Origin of the sequence: Ensifer sp. ZNC0028 (assembly GCF_000799055.1) — a bacterium.
Classification (GTDB): Bacteria; Pseudomonadota; Alphaproteobacteria; order Rhizobiales; family Rhizobiaceae; genus Ensifer.
Genome location: NZ_JTLA01000039.1, coordinates 1 through 20,454, shown reverse-complemented (window position 1 = coordinate 20,454; position 20,454 = coordinate 1). Strand labels below are relative to the sequence as shown.

20 protein-coding genes are annotated in these 20,454 nt (G+C 64.6%); 15 read left to right on the top strand and 5 right to left on the bottom strand.

Annotated elements, in window-relative coordinates; all coding sequences use genetic code 11:
* Positions 1–21: 21 nt before the first annotated feature.
* The 4 genes from L981_RS10370 to L981_RS10355 are packed head-to-tail and all read left to right on the top strand — an operon-like array spanning position 22 to position 3,855.
* Positions 22–1,236, top strand: a complete 1,215-nt coding sequence (locus L981_RS10370; RefSeq protein ID WP_043614888.1) for a CaiB/BaiF CoA-transferase family protein — start codon at positions 22–24, stop codon at positions 1,234–1,236.
* The gene (locus L981_RS10365) at positions 1,233–2,081 is read left to right on the top strand and encodes a CoA ester lyase (RefSeq protein ID WP_043614885.1); all 849 of its coding nucleotides are present in this window, start codon (positions 1,233–1,235) and stop codon (positions 2,079–2,081) included. The genes L981_RS10370 and L981_RS10365 overlap by 4 nt, the downstream gene beginning before the upstream one ends.
* Positions 2,082–2,119: 38 nt before the next feature.
* Complete coding sequence (locus L981_RS10360; RefSeq protein ID WP_245281614.1) at positions 2,120–3,145, top strand: hydroxyacid dehydrogenase; 1,026 nt, start codon at positions 2,120–2,122, stop codon at positions 3,143–3,145.
* A gap of 23 nt (positions 3,146–3,168) precedes the next feature.
* Entirely contained in the window at positions 3,169–3,855 is a 687-nt protein-coding gene (locus L981_RS10355; protein ID WP_043614878.1) for an RraA family protein, read from the top strand.
* 201 nt (positions 3,856–4,056) lie between these two features.
* Here the strand turns inward: L981_RS10355 and L981_RS10350 are convergent, their stop codons facing one another.
* Positions 4,057–4,668, bottom strand: coding sequence for an outer membrane protein (locus L981_RS10350; protein ID WP_043614875.1), 612 nt, complete (start codon positions 4,666–4,668; stop codon positions 4,057–4,059).
* 97 nt (positions 4,669–4,765) lie between these two features.
* Positions 4,766–5,920 (bottom strand): ATP-binding protein, encoded by a 1,155-nt coding sequence (locus L981_RS10345; protein WP_052201713.1) that lies wholly within the window; start codon positions 5,918–5,920, stop codon positions 4,766–4,768.
* A gap of 398 nt (positions 5,921–6,318) precedes the next feature.
* Here L981_RS10345 and L981_RS10340 point away from each other — a divergent pair, with 398 nt between their 5' ends.
* The 6 genes from L981_RS10340 to L981_RS10315 all read left to right on the top strand — a co-directional run bounded on the left by L981_RS10340 (position 6,319) and on the right by L981_RS10315 (position 13,615).
* Positions 6,319–7,155, top strand: a complete 837-nt coding sequence (locus L981_RS10340) for a MurR/RpiR family transcriptional regulator (protein ID WP_043614872.1) — start codon at positions 6,319–6,321, stop codon at positions 7,153–7,155.
* A 125-nt stretch (positions 7,156–7,280) separates the two neighbouring features.
* Positions 7,281–8,402 carry an ABC transporter substrate-binding protein gene (locus L981_RS10335; RefSeq protein WP_043614870.1) on the top strand — a complete coding sequence of 374 codons (1,122 nt, stop codon included), beginning with the start codon at positions 7,281–7,283 and terminating at the stop codon, positions 8,400–8,402.
* 60 nt (positions 8,403–8,462) lie between these two features.
* The gene (locus L981_RS10330; protein ID WP_082005965.1) at positions 8,463–10,208 is read left to right on the top strand and encodes an iron ABC transporter permease; all 1,746 of its coding nucleotides are present in this window, start codon (positions 8,463–8,465) and stop codon (positions 10,206–10,208) included.
* Positions 10,205–11,305 (top strand): ABC transporter ATP-binding protein, encoded by a 1,101-nt coding sequence (locus L981_RS10325; RefSeq protein WP_043614866.1) that lies wholly within the window; start codon positions 10,205–10,207, stop codon positions 11,303–11,305. Before L981_RS10330 ends, L981_RS10325 begins: the two co-directional genes overlap by 4 nt.
* Positions 11,302–11,907, top strand: coding sequence for a histidine phosphatase family protein (locus tag L981_RS10320; RefSeq protein ID WP_034801808.1), 606 nt, complete (start codon positions 11,302–11,304; stop codon positions 11,905–11,907). The genes L981_RS10325 and L981_RS10320 overlap by 4 nt, the downstream gene beginning before the upstream one ends.
* A gap of 22 nt (positions 11,908–11,929) precedes the next feature.
* On the top strand, positions 11,930–13,615 hold the full coding sequence (locus L981_RS10315) for a Na/Pi cotransporter family protein (protein ID WP_082005964.1): 1,686 nt from the start codon (positions 11,930–11,932) through the stop codon (positions 13,613–13,615).
* An 82-nt stretch (positions 13,616–13,697) separates the two neighbouring features.
* Here L981_RS10315 and pcaQ read toward each other — a convergent pair whose 3' ends face one another.
* Entirely contained in the window at positions 13,698–14,624 is a 927-nt protein-coding gene (gene pcaQ / locus L981_RS10310) for a pca operon transcription factor PcaQ (protein WP_034801846.1), read from the bottom strand.
* A 93-nt stretch (positions 14,625–14,717) separates the two neighbouring features.
* On the opposite strand from pcaQ, the gene pcaD reads away from it, so the two are divergent.
* The 5 genes from pcaD to L981_RS10285 all read left to right on the top strand — a co-directional run bounded on the left by pcaD (position 14,718) and on the right by L981_RS10285 (position 18,464).
* Positions 14,718–15,530 carry a 3-oxoadipate enol-lactonase gene (gene pcaD / locus L981_RS10305; protein ID WP_043614862.1) on the top strand — a complete coding sequence of 271 codons (813 nt, stop codon included), beginning with the start codon at positions 14,718–14,720 and terminating at the stop codon, positions 15,528–15,530.
* Complete coding sequence (pcaC, locus tag L981_RS10300; RefSeq protein ID WP_034801802.1) at positions 15,523–15,927, top strand: 4-carboxymuconolactone decarboxylase; 405 nt, start codon at positions 15,523–15,525, stop codon at positions 15,925–15,927. Before pcaD ends, pcaC begins: the two co-directional genes overlap by 8 nt.
* A 12-nt stretch (positions 15,928–15,939) precedes the next feature.
* A complete protein-coding gene (pcaH, locus tag L981_RS10295) occupies positions 15,940–16,689 on the top strand; it encodes a protocatechuate 3,4-dioxygenase subunit beta (protein WP_043614860.1) in 750 nt (249 codons plus the stop codon).
* On the top strand, positions 16,689–17,303 hold the full coding sequence (gene pcaG / locus L981_RS10290) for a protocatechuate 3,4-dioxygenase subunit alpha (RefSeq protein ID WP_043614858.1): 615 nt from the start codon (positions 16,689–16,691) through the stop codon (positions 17,301–17,303). Before pcaH ends, pcaG begins: the two co-directional genes overlap by 1 nt.
* Positions 17,304–17,408: 105 nt before the next feature.
* On the top strand, positions 17,409–18,464 hold the full coding sequence (locus L981_RS10285; protein ID WP_043614855.1) for a 3-carboxy-cis,cis-muconate cycloisomerase: 1,056 nt from the start codon (positions 17,409–17,411) through the stop codon (positions 18,462–18,464).
* Positions 18,465–18,485: 21 nt separating this feature from the next.
* On the opposite strand, the gene L981_RS10280 is transcribed toward L981_RS10285, so the two are convergent.
* Together L981_RS10280 and L981_RS10275 are read right to left on the bottom strand one after the other, a co-directional pair.
* Entirely contained in the window at positions 18,486–19,223 is a 738-nt protein-coding gene (locus L981_RS10280; protein ID WP_043614941.1) for a FadR/GntR family transcriptional regulator, read from the bottom strand.
* Between the two features lie 108 nt (positions 19,224–19,331).
* Positions 19,332–20,120 (bottom strand): NAD(P)-dependent oxidoreductase, encoded by a 789-nt coding sequence (locus L981_RS10275; RefSeq protein WP_043614853.1) that lies wholly within the window; start codon positions 20,118–20,120, stop codon positions 19,332–19,334.
* Positions 20,121–20,454: the final 334 nt, after the last annotated feature.

The following is a 20,454-nucleotide window of genomic DNA, read 5'->3' as shown; positions in this document are numbered from 1 at the left end:
CGCATGAGGACGGATCATCCTATGACCAGGGAACCGAAGCGCTTCGATGCAGATGCAAAGGGGCCGCTCCACGGCATTCGTGTCGTTGACCTGTCCCGCCTCGTTGCCGGAAACATGCTGTCGCTTCAGCTCGGCGATTTCGGCGCAGACGTTATCAAGGTCGAGCCGCCGGCCGGCGATCCGTTGCGCGACTGGCGCGACGGCGGAAGCTCGCTCTACTGGAAGACCTACGGCCGCAACAAGCGGTCGGCGATGCTCAACCTTCGCGAACCGGCGGCGATGGACGCGCTGTTCAAGCTGCTCGACACGGTCGATGTCTTCATCGAGAACTTTCGGCCGGGCACGCTCGAAGAGATGGGACTGGCGCCCGAGAAGCTTCTGGCGCGCAATCCCGATCTGATCATCGTGCGCATTTCCGGCTTCGGCCAGACCGGTCCCTATGCGGAGCTTCCCGGTTTCGGCACGCTGGTGGAAGCGATGAGCGGCTTTGCGGCGCGCACCGGATTTCCGGATCGCGAGCCGGTGCTGCCGCCGCTGGCGCTTGCCGATATGATCGCCGGCATCTACGGCGCGTCCGCCGTCAGCACGGCGCTTCTGGCCCGCGAGCGAGGCATTGCCCGCGGCCAGGTCATTGATCTTTCCCTGCTTGAGCCGATGTTCTCGGTGCTTGGGCCTGAGGCGGCGATCTACAAGACCACCGGCAAGATCAAGGAGCGTGTCGGCAGCGGTTCGAACACGACCTCGCCGAGGAACGTCTATCGCTGCGCGGACGGCAAGTTCGTCGCCTTGTCCGGCTCGACCCAGGCCGTGGCGAAGCGGATCTTCGAGATCATCGGTCGGGCCGACATGATCGACGATCCGCGCTTTGCCACCAACACCGACCGGGTTTTCAACCGGCCGCTGGTCGACGAGGCGGTGGGGGCCTGGTTCGCGACGCGCGATCGCGATGACGCGCTCGACGTGATGCGGGAGGCGGGAGCGACCGTCGGTCCCGTCTACAACATCGCCGATGCCTTTTCCGATCCGCACTTCGTCGAGCGCGAGGTTTTCACCGAGGTCGAGGATCGCGATTTCGGTTCTTTGCCCATGCACAACATCCTGCCGCGGATGTCGGGAACGCCCGGCGTCTGGCGCAATCCGGCGCCGTCGCTTGGCGAAAACACGCGTGACGTGCTCGCGGAAGCCGGTCTGTTGACCGACGAGATCGATCTGATCATGGGAGGACGAACCGAATGAGGCTGCGCTCGCTCCTTTACGTCCCCGGCAGTTCGCCCCGGTTCCTTGAAAAGGCGCACGAACGCGGTGCCGATGCGATCATCGTCGATCTCGAAGACGCCGTCGCGCCGAGCGAAAAGGAATCCGCAAGGGCGGCGCTCGGCAAGAACCTGCCGATGGTCGGGCAGCGCGGCGCCATCGTCATCGTCCGGATCAACACCCATGACGAGGCCGCGATGCTCGCGGACGCAGCGGCAGCCTGCGAAGCCGGCGCCGACGCGCTCTACGTGCCGAAGGTGTCCTCGCCCGAGCTTCTGCACCGGCTCGACCGCCATCTAACGCCGATCGAAACCGCGAAGCAGCGCAGCCCGATGCGCTTTGTGCCGCTGATCGAGGATCCGATCGGATTGCAGAATGTCGCGTCCATCGCGGCAGGGCCGCGGGTCTTTGCACTTTCGGCCGGTGGCGAGGACCTCGCCACATCGATGGCGGCACAGCCGACGCCGGAGGTTCTGCGTCTTCCGAAGCTCCTGATCCATTATGCGGCTAAGGCGGCGGGGATCATGTCCTTCGGCTTGCTGCGCAGCACGGCCGACTATGCCGACAAGGTGGCACTGACTGCAGCCATCAGGGAGGCCAAGGACTTCGGCTTCGATGGCGCGACCTGCATCCACCCGAGTGTCGTTGCCCTGCTGAACGACGGCTTTTCACCGTCCGAGGCCGAGATCGACCGCGCCCGGCGCCTCATCGAGGCTGCAGATGCGGCCGCAGCGGACGGCGTCGGTGCCTTTGTCTTCGAGGGCAAGTTTGTCGACCTGCCGATCGTCACGCGCGCCCGCGCCTTGCTGACGCGCGCCTCACATTGACCGCACCCCCAGCGTGGGGAAGCCTATTGGAGAAAACAGTGTCAAATCCTTCCAGCGCCATGGGGGAGCGCCGCAAATGGCGCATTCTCGTGACCCACAATTCGATCGCCGAGAGTGCGGTCGAATTGCTCAACGCGCATGACTGCGACGTCTTCTTCTCGCCGCCTTACGATGCCTCCGACATCGTCGCCGCGCGTGCCGCCGAACTCGGCATCGACGCGATCATGGTTCGCCAGGGCCAGATCAACGAGGCGGTGATCGCCGCCTCGCCGAAGCTGAAGGTCATCGTCAAGCATGGCGTCGGCGTCGACAATGTCGACATCCAGGCGGCGGCTGACCGGGGCGTGCCGGTATTGCGTTCCATGGGGTCGAACGCACGCGCGGTCGCCGAACACGCGATCGCCCTTTCGCTCGCCTTGCTCAAGGAGATCGGCCCGCTGACGGCAGCGGTCAAGGACGGCCGCTGGCCGAAGCCGACCTTCATGGGGCGGGATATCATCGGCACGGTGATGGGGCTCGTCGGTTATGGCGCGATCGGACGCGAGACGGCTGCGATGGCCCGCGCGCTCGGCATGGACGTGATCGTCTACGATCCGCATGCGGCGGCGGGGCTCGCCGAGGCGAACATCGAAACCGTCAGCGACGTGGACGACCTCGTCCGCCGTGCCGATATCGTCAGCCTGCATTGCCCGCTGACGGCCGACACGCGCCACCTGATCGACGCCCGTCGCCTTTCGTTGATGAAGCCGACGTCGTTCATCGTCAACACGGCGCGCGGCGGCCTCATCGACGAGGCAGCGCTTGCCATCGCCTTGCGCGACAAGCGCATCGCGGGTGCCGCCCTCGACAGCTTCGCCACGGAACCGCCGGCTGCCGACAATCCGTTGTGGGCGGCGCCCGACCTGCTCGCCACGCCGCATATCGGCGGCGTGACCAAGGGCTCGTCGAAGGCCATGGCGGAAATCGCCGCGCGGCACATCATCAGCGTGCTCGGCGGCGAAGCGCCCGACGCCTTCAGCCTAGCAACGCCGCAGAGCCTCGGCCTGCGCAAACAGCCAGCCTAACCGTTCCGAGGAGAGAACAAAATATGCCAATCGGTTTCCGAGTGAAGAACGACATGGAACGTGTCGATCCCTCCTATATCGAGGCGTTCCGCGCCTTGCCTGTCGCCAACGTGTCCGACAGCATGTCCCGGCTGGTCGCCGGCGGCGACCGGCTGCGCCCAATGCATGGCGGGGGCGTGCTTTGCGGCCCGGCGCTCACGGTCAAGACCTGCCCCGGCGACAACCTGATGCTGCACAAGGCGATCGATATCGCCGAGCCCGGCGACGTCATCGTCGTCGATGCCGGCGGCGATACCACCAATGCGCTGATGGGCGAGTTGATGCTGGCCCATGCGGTAAAACGTGGGGTCGCGGGCTTCGTCCTCAACGGCGCGATCCGCGACGCCGAGGCCATTCGCGCCCAGGACCTGCCGCTTTACGCAATCGGCGTGACGCACCGGGGACCCTACCGCACCGGTCCCGGCGAAATCGGCTTCCAGATCTCGATCGCCGGGATGGTGATCAATCCGGGCGACCTCATTCTGGGAGATTTCGACGGCGTCGTGTGCATACCCAGGGCCGATGCCGACACGGTTCTCAAGGCGACCCGCGCCAAGCACGAGGCCGAGGCCAAGCAGATGAATGCGACGGTGCTCGGCGAGATCGACCGGTCCTGGGTTGACCGAGAACTGGAAAGACTGGGCTGCAGCTTCGTCGGCGAGGGCGCCTGAAACGCGCTCGCGAGCGCCCGAGATCGAAGGCGCCGATGCGGCTCGTTCGGCGTTGGCTCGCCCGGGGCGGGTTCGGCCGACATTCGGGGGACATGCCCGATTTTGATTGTGGCGGCGCCGGTGCAGGCGCCGCCGGTTGGCGAGGTGTTGCAGCTCGCCCGACCGGTGCTAGGGGGACGGTAGAACCGGTCGTATTCGAGATCAGAAACGGAAATTCAGGCCCGTCTTGATCGCGTGATTGACCAGATTGTTCGAGCCCTTCACGCCACCGATCGTGGAGTCCACGCCGTTGAAGCGGGTCTGGCTATACTCGACCTTGCCGGAGATGTTTTCGGTGAACCCCATCTCGGCGCCGGCGCCATAGGTCCAGCCCGTGTGCCAGCGATCGCCGGAGGTCACGGTGCCCTTGCCCTCGAAGCGCGCGGTGGTGACGCCGACCGTGCCGTAGAGCAGGACGTTGTCGAGTGCGTAGCCGGCCTTGGCGCGGGCGGTGCCGCTCCAGGTTTGCTGCAAGGCGCCGCCCTTGCCGACCTGATACTGCAGGCCACCGGCGCGCGCCGCCTCGATCTCGCCGCCCACCACGAACTGGCCGAACTGCTGGTTGTAGCCGACCTGGACGCCGCCGTTGATCTTGTTCTTGCTGCCCTTCTGGTTCGAGGAGCCGGTGCCGATGTGGCCACCCGCATAGGTCCCCGTCCAACGATCCACATTGGCAAAGTCGACGCCCGAATTGCTGAAATCAGCGGCCTGCGCCGTCGAAGCGGCTGCGGCAACGCCCAGAGCAAGCGCGGCCGTCTTGAAGTTGAGTGTCATCGATCGTTTCCTTTATTGTCGCGGACCGGTCCGGCCCGTTCAATGCGATCGGTTTGCCTCATCTGCTTGCAGGTTCCGCGCAGAGTTCATCCGGGTTTCATGGAGAGAGTACGCTTTGCGCGCCTTTGCTCCCGCAGTCGGTCGGCAAGGCGATTTCAAAGGTCATGCCGCCGAACTCGTTTCGCTTCGCGCTGGTCGAACCGCCATGGGCTTCGGCGATCGCACGAACGACCGAGAGGCCGAGGCCGCTGCCGCCGCTCGCACGCGATCGGGAATCGTCTGCGCGCCAGAACCGATCAAACGCGTGCTCGATGTCGAGATCGGACATGCCGGCCCCCCTATCCTGGCATTGGAAGATGGCTTCCGAACCCCTCATCTTCGCCACGATGGAGAGCCGGCTGCCGGGTGCATAGCGGGTGGCATTGTGCATGATCGCCAGCAGGGCCTGTCGAACCTTGGCGCGATCAAGCGTCATCGGCGCCCGGCTGAGGTCGAGCGATACCGGCATCCCCGCCTTGTCGAACTCGCCGAGCATCGCGGCGACGGCCGTCTCGACCTCCTCGCCCATGTCGCCCGGCTCCAGGCGGAGCTCCAGCCGCCCCACATTCGAGAGCGCCAGGATGCGAAGATCCTCGACGATGCTGGTCAGGTGATCGATCTGGCCGATCAAGCCATCGTAAAGTTTGGTGGTTGGTTCGAAGAGGCCATCGCGCATGCCTTGCAGGCGGCCGCGCAGCACCGTTAGCGGCGTTCGCAGTTCATGGGCGATGGCGTTGTTCTGGTACTGCAACTCCTTCTCCGCGCTCTCCAGCAGCTCGGCCATGCGATTGAAATGGTCGATCACGTCGTCGACCTCCCCCAGTCGTCGCGATCGAACCGGCACACGGGTAGAAAAGTTTCCCATTGCAATCGCCTTTGCGGCATCGCGGATGAGCACCAGCGCGTTCACGATCCGGTGGCTGAGGCGACCGCCGATGATCGCAGCGATGATGAGGCTGACGGCGAGCACCGCGGCCATCACCAGAAGCTCCACCAGGGTGACCGGTTCGAGGACCGCGTCCGAGTGCATCAGGTAGAGGACGTACATGTAAATGAACGATCCCGACGTCAGCACACCAATGGTGGCTGTCACCGCCAGAAACATGTGCTTCGTCAGAAGCCAGTTGAAGCCTCCGATCGCCCATTCCCTTTTCTTGGGACGGCTGCCCGGGATTGGGCCGACGGCTAGGTCTGTCGTTTGGGGATCGCTCATGGTGGTTCTCGGAGTTTCTCTGCAATCAGCGGTGCAACCGGCAGGCACAGGATTCGTTGAGGCCGTGTGTGGGTTGCGTGGAGAGGGCGCCGAAATCGGAGGAGCAATCGTTCGAGGACCCATGCCATCCCGGCGCAACCACGGCAGGCGGCGTCGGTTTGCGGTGCTTTGCAAAGAATCTGTCGGGTAACCGCAAAGATTGCAGATGCGCTTTCCCGAAGCGCGCGAAGGTAGGTTCGTCGGGGCCTGTGGCGGGTGGCCTGCAGGGCGGGGAGCCCATCCGCAACCAGGCCGTATCGGCCATTGCAGCCCCTTGCAAAGATTCTTGCACCGTCATTATTGACGGCACGGAAAATTGCAGGAACGATGGATCCTGCAAATGAACTTGCGGGGACGTCATGACGATACTCGATCGCATTAAGACGCATTCCAGGCGGCTTACCGATGCGGATCAGAAGCTGATCACGACCATGCTGGAAAATCGGGCGGAGGCCGCGTTCCTGTCGGGCCCGCAGCTTTCCCAGCGCGCCTCCGTGCATGAGGCGACCGCCACGCGGCTGGCGCAGAAGCTCGGCTACAAGGGCTTTCCGGATCTCCGCGCGCAATTGCAGCGCGAGGTGCTGGACGATCAGGACGCGGCCAACCGCATGCGCCGCTCGGTCTCGAAGGTCGAGCATGGCGACTACCTGACCGATCTGATCGCAGCCGAGATCAGCGCGCTCGAAACGCTCGCCCGCTCGGTCGAGCAGGCGGATATCGACAGGGCCGCCGACATGATCTTTTCGGCGCGCCGGGTCTTCATCTTCGGGCAGGGGCACGCGCAATCGGTTGCCGGTTTCCTGCAGCGTCGCCTCGACCGCTTCGGCATGACCACGATCCAGCTGACGGGCCGCGGCCGGGACATCGCCGAGCGCCTGGTCGGCATGGAGGCGGGCGACCTCGTGGTGGCGCTTGCCTTTCGCAAACAGCCGCAAAGCTACGGTCCGCTGGTGCGCCACGCGACGCGGGTCGGTGCGCAATCGATCCTCGTTTCCGATCTGGTCGGGCCGCTGATGGAGCCCGCCGCCGATCTGATGCTCGCAGCGCCGAGGGGGCGCTCGGGCAGCGAATTTCAGACACCGACGATCCCGTTTGCGATCGTCAACGCCATCGTGCTCACGATCGCCGGCCGTCATCAGGGGCAGGTGATCGGCAGGCTGGAGAAGCTGTCGGAGTTATTCAACGACTTCGACTAGAGCGCTGCGCGTTCATACGCACGAAGGACACTAATGCTTTGATTCTAGTGCATCTTTACGCCAGAAGGTGATCCCACTTGAAGGCCGGATGCTCTAGCGGGGAACTACAAAGGGAGGAGAACGAAATGCTGAAAAAACTGACCAGTGCCGCGCTTGCCGCATGTTTCGCATTACCAACCTTGGTGATGGCGTCCGATCTCGACGGCCTGACGCCGCAGCAACTGCTGCCGCTCGCACAGAAGGAGGGAAGCGTCACCGTCTTCTCGCTGTCGAGCCGCATCGCCAAGATCGAAAAGGCCTTCGAGGAAGCCTATCCGGGCATCGACCTCATCGGCCTCGACATGAGTTCCACCAAGCAGATCGCCCGCATCGAAGCGGAACAGCAGGCCGGCGTGCATGCGGTCGACGTGCTCTATATCGCCGATACGCCTGTCGTGTTCACCAAGCTTCTGGAGGGAAAGCGGATCGTGAACTACGTGCCGCCGCGGGTCGCGAACGAACTGGAGGACCGCTATAAGGCGCCGCTTTTGACGCAGCGCCTCTCGACCAAGGTGCTGATGTACAACGAGAAGGCCTTTCCTGACGGTTCGCCCGTCAGCAATCTCTGGCAACTCACACAGCCGGAGTGGCAGGGAAGGGTGCTGATGGTTGATCCGAGCCAGCGTGGCGAACTGCTCGACCTCCTCACCGAGATCGCGCTGCATCCGGACGAGATGGCAGCCGCCTACAAGGCGCATTTCGGCAAGGATATCGACGTCGAAGGCGATCTTCAGGGCGCCGGTGAACAGTTCATCAAGGACCTCTTCGCCAACGACCTGATCCTGGTTCCCAACAGCGACGTGCTCAACAAGTCGGTGGGTGACGTCAACGCCAAGAACCCACCGGTCGGTTTCGGCACCTATTCCGACCGTCGTGACAACGAAAAAGAAGGCTGGGCGCTGCAGATCGCCAACAATGTCGAGCCGGCCAACGGCATCCTGTTTCCGGCGGTGCTGACGGTCGCCGACAAGGCGCCTCATCCGGCGGCCGCGCGGTTGCTGATCGACTTCATGTTCGGCGACGATACGCCGACCGGCGGGGCGGGCTTCGAGCCCTTCAACGTCCCCGGCGACTACGCGACCCGCAAGACCATCGCCCACCATCCGGACTCGGTGAAGCTCGATGACTTGAAGGCCTGGACGATCGATCCGGCAAAGACGGCCGCCGCGCGCGGACGCATCGCCGACCTGATCATCACGCTCCAGTAACGGAAACCGTCTGTCGGCATGCTCTACACCGGGCGTGCCGACAGACGCCGAGGCCCTGACATGACATCCCTATCGATATCCGCACCATCGGGCAGCCGGCTGCTCCGATCGGGCTTCCTCTTGCCGGCACTTCTTGTCGCCATCGTCGCGATCCTGGTCGTCGCTCCGCTCTTGCGCATCCTCTTCACCACGCTGACGCCCGAGGGCATCGCGGCCTGGAAGGCGGTGCTTGCCAGCCCGCTCTCGGCCAATCTCTGGTGGCGACCGCTTCTCAACACCATGATCCTCGGCTTCAGCGTCGGCGCCGGCTGCCTGCTCATCGGCGGCTTCCTTGCCTGGCTCGTGGTGCTGACAGACGTCCCGGGCCGCCGTTTCCTCGGCCTGATGGCGTCGCTGCCCTACATGATCCCGAGCTTTGCCGCAGCCCTTGCCTGGGGCACGCTGTTTCGCAATTCGCGTCTCGGCGGTTCGGCCGGATTCTTCGAGACCAGCGGCCTTGCCATTCCCGACTGGCTCGCCTGGGGTCTGATCCCGACGGCGATCGTGCTGATCGCGCACTATTATTCGCTCGCCTATACGATCATCGCCGCCGCCTTGAGCTCGGTCGGCGCCGATCTCGTCGAGGCAGGCCAGATGGCCGGCGCCAAGCGCCCGCGCATCTTCTTCGGCATCATCCTGCCGGTGGTGACGCCGGCCTTGATTGCCGCCGCGTCGCTGACCTTCGCCGGCGCCGTCGCCAATTTCGCAGCCCCCGCCTTGCTCGGCCTGCCCGTGCGCATGCAGACGCTTTCTACCCGTCTCTTCGGGATGATCGAGACCGGGCAGAACGAACGCGGCTTCGTGCTTGCGCTGCTGCTCATCGCTGTCTCGGCGCTGTTTCTCTGGCTCTCCGATCGTATCGTCTCCGGTCGCAAGGCCTTCATCACCGTGACGGGCAAAGGTGGGCGCACCAAGCGCTTCCCGCTCGGCGCCTGGCGCTGGCCACTCTTTGCCATCGCCGTCGTCATCGGGCTTCTGACCACGGTGCTGCCGGTCCTCGTGCTGGCCGCATCGAGCCTGGCACCGCAGAGCGGCGCGCTCTTTTCCAACTGGACGCTGCACTTCTGGATCGGCGAGGGCGGTGGCGAGATGGCGCAGGGACAGGCGGGTATCTTTCGCAATCCGGTGCTGATCGACGCGATCTGGAACACGATCCGTCTCGGGCTGGTCGTCGCCTTCACCACGATGCTGCTCGGTCTGGCGCTTGCCTATACCATCGTGCAGCGCCGCGGCAGCCTGCTCGCGACGCTGCTGAGCCAGCTCGCCTTCCTGCCGCTCCTGGTGCCGAGCATCGCCTTTGCCGCCGCCTATATCGCGCTGTTCGGCGCGCCGATCGGGCCGCTGCCTTCGCTCTACGGCACCTTCGCGCTGCTCGTCATTGCCGCATCGGCGCACAATCTGCCCTTTGCCGTGCAGTCGGGACGCTCAGTGCTCGGCCAGATCTCCGCCGACATCGAGGAAAGTGCAAGGCTGACGGGTGCGGGACTGTTCCGTCGCCTGTTCGCGATCATCTTTCCGCTCGCGATCCGGGGCCTCTTTGCCGGCGCGATCCTCGTCTTCGTCAAGATGGTGCGGGACCTCTCGCTGGTCGTGCTGCTGTTCACCGCCACCTCGCCGGTGCTGAGCATGGTCGCCTATCGCTATGCCGCGGAAGGCTTCATGCAGTTCGCCAATGCCATCACCCTCGTCATCCTTGTCGTCTGCCTGGCTGCCTCCTTCGTGGCCCACAGCCTGCAGAACCGTGTCCAGAAATGGAAAGCACCATGAATGCCTTAGCAACCGGCACCGCGGACGCCATCAAGATCCGCAGTCTCGTCAAACGCTTTGGCGCCTTTGCCGCCGTCAAGGACGTCAATATCTCGGTACCCGCGGGTTCCTTCCTCGTGCTCGTCGGCCCCTCCGGCTGCGGCAAGTCGACCCTTCTGCGCATGCTGGCCGGGCTTGAAAGCCCGAGCGAGGGCGAAATCGCCTTCGTCGGGCAAACCGTGTCGAGCGGCGCGGGCGGCGTCATTGCCGACGCCGGCAAGCGCAACGCCGGGCTCGTGTTCCAGAGCTATGCGCTCTGGCCGCACATGACGGTCGCCGGCAATATCGCCTGGCCGCTGAAGGTCGCCAGATGGCCGCGCGACAAGCGCGAGCAGCGTGTGCGGGAAGTGCTTGCGCTTCTCGGCATCGACATGCTGGCCGAACGGTATCCAGCCGAGATCTCCGGCGGCCAGCAGCAGCGCGTGGCGATCGCCCGCACGATCGCGCCGCAACCGAGCATCCTCCTGTTCGACGAGCCGCTGTCGAACCTCGACGCCAAGCTGCGTATCGAGATGCGCAGCGAACTGATGCGCATTCACCGGGCGACCGGGGCGACATCGGTTTACGTCACCCACGACCAGGTCGAGGCGATGACCATGGCGACCCATGTCGCCGTGCTCAACAACGGTCGCGTCGAACAGTTCGGCAAACCGATCGATCTCCTGCGCAACCCGCAGACCACCTTCGTTGCGACCTTCCTCGGCACGCCGCCGGCAAACCTTATACCGGTGCACCGCGCCGGCGACGGTCTCGTCTTCGGCGATATGGTGCTCGCGCCGGCTTCCCTGGCCGCCGGCCGCGACGATGCGCAATTGCTCTACCGCGCCGAAGACGTGAGCGTCGGCGCGGTCGCCGGAGCGCCGTCGCTTACGGCCCGGTTTGCCGAAGCGGCCCCGATCGCGGGCCGAACCATGGTGACCGCGATGGTCGGCGACCTGCGCATCACCGCCATGGCCGACAGCTACTTCACCGCCACGCCGGGGGAGCCGATCCCCCTTTCCTTCATTCGCACACCCGATGCGGTTTTCGCCGCCACCGGAGAAAGGATCCAACAATGAGGCTCATCCTCATGCGCCACGGCGAGACCCAGTGGAACGCCGAACAACGCCTTCAGGGACAGGACAACTCGCTTCTGTCCGAGCGCGGGGTCGCGCAGGTCAGGCGCTTTCGCCCTTACGCCAAGGCGTTGAAGCCGGTTCGCATCATCGCCTCGGACCTCGGTCGCACCCGGCAGACGGTCGCCCTCATCGGTCACCCGGACGCGCCAACTGACGAGCGCTTCCGCGAATTGGACATGGGCGAATGGACGGGACGGCGCAAGCCGGACCTGATCGCCGAGCGGCCGGAGGAATATGCCGCCTGGCGCGCCGGCACCTTCACGCCGGCCAACGGCGAAACCTGGGGCGCTTTCCGTGGCCGCGTGGCCGAAGGTGTGCATGACTGGATGTCACGCACCGAAGGGGACCTGCTCGTCGTTGCCCATGGCGGCGTCGTGCGCGCGGCCTGCCACGAGTTCCTCGACCTTCCGCCCTCACGCGTCGTTCCGGTGACGCCGGGGACGGCGACCATCCTGCATTTCCCGCGGCGCGGCAGCATGACCGCGCAGCTCGAGGGCTACAACATCGGATCTGTCGCACCCGACGATTTCGTCGCCGACTGAGACTTGCGGCGAGGGGCATGAGATGAACTCCGGAACATTGGTTATCCTGGAACTTCTGGGTGGCGTGGCGTTGCTTCTGTGGGGCGTTCGCATGGTGCGTACCGGCGTCATGCGCGGTTGGGGCGACCGGCTGCAGCGCTTTGTCGAACAGCGCCTGTCGAACCGGCTTACCGCCTTCGGCGGCGGGGTCCTTGCGACCGCCGTGCTCGGCAGCGCCACGGCGATGGCGCTGATCGTTGCCGGGCTCGCGGGGGCCGGTGCAATCTCGGCCCAGACCGGGCTTGCCGTGCTGCTCGGGGCGGATATCGGCTCGGCGCTCGTCTCCGGCCTCTTTGCCTCCGGCTCGTCGCTGGCGGGCGTGCTCGCTCCGCTGTTTCTCCTGACGGGCTATGTCGCATTCAGCGTGTCCGATGAATTCCGGCCGCGAAACGCCGGCCGCATCCTGATGGGCCTCGGCCTGATGCTGATGGCCCTGAAGGTAATCGTGTCGGCGACGGCGCCCTTGCGCGAAGCCACGCTCTTCCACGACGTCCTGCAGGCGGTTGCGACGGAACCGGTGCTCGGTTTCTTCGTCGGGGCGATGCTTGCCTGGCTGTTTCATTCGACGCTTGCCGTCATCCTGCTCGTCGCCTCGCTGCTGATGAACGGCAGCCTCGAAGTCGCCGGCGCCGTCCCGCTCATCCTCGGGATCAATTTCGGCGGCGGTCTTCCGGCGGTCAGTGCCACGCTCGACCAGCCGCCACCCGCCCGCAAACTGCCGATCGCCAATCTCTTCTGCCGCGGTGTTCTGGCCGTTTCGCTGCTGCCCTTCGCGCGGCAGATCGTGGATATTGCCGGCCGCCTACCCACCGATCCGTTGCACGTCGCCGTCGGCCTTCACGTCACCTTCAACCTTCTGGTTGCGACCGTGTTCCTGCCGTTGTCGTCTTTCGTCGTCAGCCTTGTGGAGCGGCTGGTTCCACCAGCGCCGACCGTCGCCGATCCCCTGGCGTCCCCGCGCTATCTCGACAGCATGTCGCTGGAGACGCCGGCAATCGCGCTCAGCAATGCGACGACCGAAACGATCCGCATGAGCGAATTGCTGGAGCGCATGTTCCGGATGGCGCTGACGTCCCTGCAGGCCGGCAGGCTCGAAAACCTGAAGGAACTGTTGCCCGTCGATGCGCGGCTCGGCAACTACATGGCGTCGGTGCACGCCTATCTCGGACAATTGACCCAGGATGGGCTGCCGGCCGGAGAGACGAGCAGGGCCCATGAGATCATGCTGTTTGCGAGCAATCTCGAACATGCGGGCGACGTCATCAAGCTGAGCCTCGCCGATCGCATTCGGGCAAAGATAAAACAGGACATCCAGTTTTCGGCGAGCCAGCGCGCGGCGATCGAGGCGCTCTCGGAGGTGATCGTGGCCTCGTTGAGACTGCTGCCGGCGGCTCTCTCGTCCAGGGATGTTGCGGCCGCATCGCGGCTCGCGGCCCAAAAGGACCGTTTTCGCGAACTCGAAGATGAAATCGTCCGGCGGCATCTTGGCGGCGAGCATGCGGAGACGGCGGCCGGTGCGAGAGACAATGCCCTCTTCATCGACCTCGTGCGCGACCTCCACCGGATCAATTCCGATATCGCAGCCGCCGGCTATCCGCTGGTGCAGGCGGCTGGTCTGTTGAGCAACAGCCGGATTATGAATGTAGGAGCGGTTGCCGTTGCGAGATAATGGCAAGCGTGTGGTCGGCCGGTTCGATCGATAGGCGACGGGTTCGCCGTCGCCTGCCGCGCAGCGCCGATCGACCACTCGCCTAGAGCTTGGCCGAGACGGCGGTTGCCGCCTCGCGAATGGTCTGCATCAGAAGCGAGAGGGCGAGCGGCGGCACCGCGTCGGCGCGCATGGTCAGGCCAACAGGACCTTTCGTTTCACTTGTGTCGATCGGCAGGATTGCGATCGTGCCATCGTCGACATCGGCGGCGACGACGCCGGCGGAGATGATCCAGATCGCATCGCTCGCCCGCACGAAGGCCCGGCCGAAGGCGTCGGACACGGTCTCGATCTGGTTCGGCAGACTGGCAATGCCATTTGTGATCAGGAAGCGCTCGACGAAGGGGCGGATGATCGAGGCGCGTGTCGGCATCAGGACCGGGAAGTCGGCGAGCCGCGCAAAGGTGGAATGGGCGCCGGCAAGCAGCGGATGTCCGGCCCTGACGGCAAAGACCACCTGTTCCGAGTAGAGATGCTCGAAGGAAAAGCCGGTCATCTTTTCCGGTGCCGCAAGCCGTCCGACGACCAGATCGAGATCGCCGACGCGCAGCTGTTCGAGGAGGACTGCGTTCTCGCCTGTGACGATCTTGATGCGGGCGCCGGTCTCCTCCTTGAGAAACAGCGTCATGGCATGCGGCATGATCCGCGTCGAGACGGTCGGCAGCGCTCCGATGCGGACCGGAACGCCGTCGCCGGACCGTTCCTGCGAGACGGAATCGAGCCCCTGCCGAAGCGCCGTCAGCGCCGCACCGGCGTGGCGCAGGAACACCTCGCCGTAGCGCGTTATCTTGATGCCGCGCCCGTCGCGCTCGAAGACCGCGACGCCAAGCACCTCTTCGAGTTCGCGGATCGTCTTGGTCACGGCCGGCTGGCTGACATGCAGCAGCTCGGCCGCCTTCATCACGCTCTTCTGCCGGGAGACCTCGACAAATGTCTGTAGATGGCGAAACTTGACCCGGGCGTCGATCATGGAATTCATAACCCTCAAGTTAATGAAATGCCATGAAATATCATTTTACCTAACCAGATTAAATATCCAATTTGGTGGCGGAGGAGAGAGCCCGTGCAGTTTGCCCGCATCAACGACATCACGATCCACTATCAGGTGATCGGCGCCACCGGCGACCGTCCGGTGCTGGTTTTCGCCAATTCGCTCGGCACGGATTTTCGCATCTGGCGCGACGTCATCGTCCGGCTGGCCGGCGATTACGCCATCGTCCTCTACGACAAACGCGGCCACGGTCTCTCGGATATCGGCCCGGCCCCTTACGCGATCGAGGATCATGCCAACGACCTGGCCGGCCTGCTCGACATGCTCTCGGTCAAACAGGCGATCATCTGCGGCCTTTCGGTCGGCGGCCTGATTGCGCAGTCGCTCTACCAGCGGCGACCGGATCTGGTGCGGGCGCTCGTCCTTTGCGACACGGCGCACAAGATCGGTACGGCCGAGAGCTGGGCGGCGCGCATCGCAGCGGTCGAGGAGAAGGGCATCGAGGCGATTGCCGACAGCGTGCTCGAGCGCTGGTTCACGCCCGCCTTTCGTCGCCCGGAAAACACTGCCCTTTCCGGCTACCGCAACATGCTCGTCCGTCAGCCGGTGACCGGTTACGTCGCCACCTGTGCCGCTATCCGTGATGCCGACTATACCGAGGCGGCTGCGCGCATCGCCGTGCCGACGCTTTGCGTTGTCGGCGATCAGGACGGCTCGACGCCGCCGGATGTGGTGCTGGCCACCGCCCGCCTCATTCCCGGCGCGCGCTACGAAGTCATCCGCGATGCCGGTCACATTCCCTGCGTCGAAAACCCGGAAGCCTTGACTGCGGTGCTTCGCGCCTTCTTCGAAATTGCAATGCATGGAGACAGGACCCATGAGTGACGCTTCTGCGCCCTCCGACCGCTATCGCCAGGGCATGGCCACACGCCGTGCCGTGCTCGGCGACAATCACGTGGATCGGACGCAGTCGGTTTCCACCGAATTCGACCGCCCCTTCCAGGAACTGATCACCGAAGCGGCGTGGGGGCATGTCTGGTCGCGGCCGACCTGGACGAAGCGCGAGCGCTCGATCGTGACGATCGCGCTCCTCGCCGCCCTCGGCCAGGACGACGAGGTGGCCATGCATGTGCGCGCGACCGCCAATACCGGTGCCACCCGCGAGGATATCTGCGAGGCTCTGCTGCACGTGGCGATCTATGCCGGCGTGCCGGCGGCCAATCATGCGATCAAGATCGCCAAGCAGGTCTTTGCCGAGATCGATGCCGGCACGGCGGCCTGACGGGAGGAAGCGATGTCCGACAGAACCAACGGAAGACCGGAGACGGGCGCCTTTTTCCCGCGCGACCGTGCATGGCACGCACCGGCGCTGACGCCGGGCTACAAGACCTCGGTGCTGCGCTCGCCGCAGAAGGCGCTGCTTTCGCTCGACGGCACGATTTCGGAGATCACCGGCCCGGTCTTCGGGCATTCGATCATCGGCGAACTCGACAACGACCTCATCCACAACTTTGCCAAGCCGGGCGAGAGCGCCATTGGCGAGCGCATCATCGTGCATGGCCGGGTGCTCGACGAGCGCGGCCGCGCCGTGCCCGGGGCGCTGCTCGAATTCTGGCAGGCCAATGCCGGCGGCCGCTATCGCCACAAGAAGGAGAGCTATCTCGCGCCGCTCGATCCGAATTTCGGCGGATGTGGCCGCACGATCACCGATGCGGAAGGGGGCTACGCTTTCCGTACGATCAAGCCCGGTCCCTATCCCTGGCCGAACGGCGTCAACGACTGGCGCCCGGCGCATATCCATTTCTCGGTCTTCGGCCACGGCTTCGCGCAGCGGCTGATCACCCAGATGTATTTCGAGGGCGATCCGATGATCTGGAAGTGTCCGATCGTCAACACCATCCCGGACCGCCAGGCGGTCGAACAATTGATCGCTCCGCTCGACTGGGCAAACACGATCCCCTTCGACGCGCGTGCCTACAAGTTCGACATCGTGCTGCGGGGACGCCGCTCGACACTGTTCGAGAACAGGATGGAGGGCAACTGATGGTCCAGCAACTCGGCTACCTCAAGGAAACGCCCTCGCAGACGGCCGGTCCCTATGTGCATATTGGACTCACCCCGAACTTTTGCGGCATTGGCGGCGTCTACGAGGCCGACCTCGGATCGCGGATGGTGAACGGCGAGACGCGTGGCGAGCGCATCACCATCACCGGACGGGTCTTCGACGGCGCCGGCGCGCCGCTGAAGGACGCGCTCGTGGAGATCTGGCAGGCGGACGCCACCGGGCTCTACAATTCTCCGACCGAGATACGCGGTTCTGCGGACGCCAACTTCACCGGCTGGGGGCGCTGTTCAACGGGTGCCGACGACGGGGTCTTTTCCTTCGAGACGATCAAGCCTGGGCAGGTTCCCTACAGCCACGACCGGCAGATGGCACCGCACATCACCTTCTGGATCGTGGCGCGCGGCATCAATGTGGGGCTTCACACCCGCATGTACTTCCCGGACGAGGCGGAAGCCAACGCCGCCGACCCGCTGCTTGCGCGCATCGAGCATCGCCATCGCGTCGCCACGCTTGTCGCGACCGGAACGGCGCCTAATTATGTCTTCGACATTCACCTGCAGGGTGAGAAGGAAACCGTCTTCCTCGACATCTGAACAGGAATGTCACGCCTGGACACGGAGTGCCGCACGGTTGGCGCTTCGGGCAGCAGGTGGCATTTCGTTCGGCGAGCCGCATCCGCGACCAGAAACGGGGAAATCATGACCTATTCCGCCTTCGACCACCCTTATCTCTCCGGGTTGCTGGGGGATGAGGCGGTTGCCGCCGAGTTCTCGGCCTCCGCCGATATCCATGCGATGCTTGCCTTCGAGGCGGCGCTCGCGCGGGCCGAGGCCGTGCACGGCATCATCCCGGCCAAGGCTGCCGATCGGATCACCGAGGCCTGCCGTGCCTTCTCGCCCGATGTCAGCGCGCTGCGGCGGGCGGTGGCGGCCGATGGGGTGGTGGTTCCGGAACTTGTGCGGCAGTTGCGGGCGATCGTCGGCGGCGAGGCGGCGGACCATGTGCATTATGGCGCCACCAGCCAGGATGTCATCGACACCAGTCTGATGCTGCGGATGAAGGCGGTCGCCGAGCTTTTCGCCGTCCGGCTCGGCAGCATCGTCACGGTGCTCGAGGAGTGCGACAACGAATGGGGCGAGCGCATCCTTATGGGGCGCACCCGCATGCAGGCGGCGATCCCGATCACCGTGTCGGACCGGCTGCGCAGCTGGATCGAGCCGCTGCTCGATCACAAGGACCGGCTGGAAGCCATGGACCGCGATCTCTTCGCCGTTCAGTTCGGCGGTGCCGCCGGCACGCTGGAGAAGCTCGGGGACCGCGCGGACGACGTGCGCGCGACGCTTGCCGAAGAACTCGACCTTGCCGACTTTCCGCAATGGCATAGCCAGCGCTCGGAGGTGGCGGATTTCGCCAACGCGCTGTCACTGATCACAGGCAGCCTCGGCAAGTTCGGTCAGGACGTCGCCTTGATGGCGCAGCAGGGCGACGAGATCGAACTTGCGGGCGGCGGCGGCTCGTCGGCCATGCCGCACAAGCAGAACCCGGTGGCAGCCGAAGTTCTGGTGGCGCTCGCGCGGTTCAACGCGACCCAGCTTTCGGGCATGCACCATGCGCTGGTCCACGAGCAGGAACGCTCCGGAGCCGCCTGGACGCTGGAATGGCTGATCATGCCGCAGATGGCCGGTGCGACGGCGGCGGCGCTTCGTCTGGCTGGCGAACTCGTCGGCAACATACGCAGGCTTGGCCGCGCCTGAGCAGGCTCGTGGCCGGTTCCTTCAGCGGGCCGCGCGCAACATCGAACGGTAGCGCACCTGGCTGTTCTTGAGGTGCTGGCGCATGGCGCTGCGTGCCCCGTCTTCGTCGCCATCCTGGATGGCGATGAGGATGGCCTCGTGCTCCGCGATCAATCGCGACAGTTCCGCCGACGCCAGAACGGTTTCCTCGCCGCTCTCTGAAACCGCGCGTCGGGGGATGAGCGCCGTGCCCAGCATCTGGAGGAACTCGCTGAAGCGCGGGTTGTTGGTCGCCTGGGCGATTGCCAGATGGAAGTTGAAATCGGCCTCCGCCGTTGGCCGTCCCTCCGCTGCACTGGCACAGAAGCTGTCGAAGGCTTCGGCGATCTTTTCTTCCTGGGCCGGTGAGCGGCGAAGGGCGGCAAGCGCTGCGGCATCACCCTCGACGGCGGTTCGCAATTCCAGCATCTCAATCAGCGAGGAGACGCGTGCAAGATCGATGCCGTGGAACGGCAGAGGGGTCGAAGGTGCAGGTTCCAGCACGAAAACGCCGATGCCGTGCCGCGCTTCGACAAGCCCGCCGGAGCGCAGTGCCGCGATCGCTTCGCGCACGACTGTGCGGCTCACGCCGAACTCCTGGGTCAGCTGCGCTTCCGAAGGCAGGCGGTCCCCCGGCTTGTAATGCCCGGTGCCAATCTGGCCGCTGAGGGCGTCCGTCACCTTGGCCACCAGCGTCTTGCCTTGAGGGGCGGGTGTGTCGGGGGCGGTGACGTTGCTCATGGGTTTGGCCGTTTCTGCGACTTGGATGTTGTGTGTCTGGATACGCCATTGCCGATCGAGGGCGCAATCCATGGCTGGCTGCAATGCGCCGGAACCAGGGGCGATATCTCAATAAATCGGATCATCGACGAAGGCGCCGCCCTGATAACGCACGAGACTATCCCCTGGCTGCGGTTTGGGGGTGTTTTCAGCGATCTTCTGACGGAACACCTCGGCATTGTCCTTCGGGCGCCAGCCGAGCCAGGAAACATGCGAATTGTCCCACCAGCCGGCGTCGTTGGCCGATGCGCCCCAGATGACCGGGCAACCGAGAACCGGCACACGGAAGACGGCCTCGACGAGCGATACGAAGTCTTGATGGGAAAGCCAGGTGGAGAGCATGCGGTAGTTGACGGGCTCGGGCAGGCAGGAGCCGATGCGGACCAGGGCAGTCTCCTGGCCGAACTTCTCGAAATACATGCGCGCCAGCGCTTCGCCGAAGCACTTCGATACGCCGTAGAGCCCGTCGGGCCGATAGGGCACGTTCGGGCCGAGCCGTTCGCCTTGCGGATAGTAGCCGATCGTGTGGTTGGTGCTGGCAAAGAGGATGCGCGGCTTGTTGTTGGCGCGCGCCGCCTCATAGAGATTGTAGAGGCCGAGAATGTTGCCGTCGAGGATTTCCGAGAAGGGGCGCTCGACCGAGATGCCGCCCAGATGCACGATCGCGTCACAGCCGGCGACAAGCTCGTCGACGGCGCCGCGGTCTGCCAGGTCGCACTGAACGCATTCCTCGTTTTCACCCGGCGGACCGAGCGGTGCGCGGTCTGACAGGCGGATTGTCCTTGCCATCGGGGCCAGCATTTGGCGCATGACGCGGCCCAACTGGCCCGCTGCGCCGGTGATCAGAAGTCGTTCCATCGCCTGTCCTCCCTCATGCTGGCGCCAACGCTATCGGCGAGTGTTAACCTGCAAGTCATATGATGACCGCTAACACATAATATATCTATATTGCAACGTTCATCGGGGCAGGTGTTCGCTCGTTCGTTTGAGAGTCGCGCGGCTTTGGGCGTCAACGCAGTTCTTCTTCGGTCAGCGGTCGAGGGAAATCTCGATATCTCATATGATGACTTGTATTATGACATATTGACATGCGTGTGATGACTTGCTTAGTAGGTCTTGTCGAGTTTGAGGGAGGGCCCGCACGAAATGACCCCTGAGCAAATCAAGGCCGCACTTGGATCGGGCCTGCTTT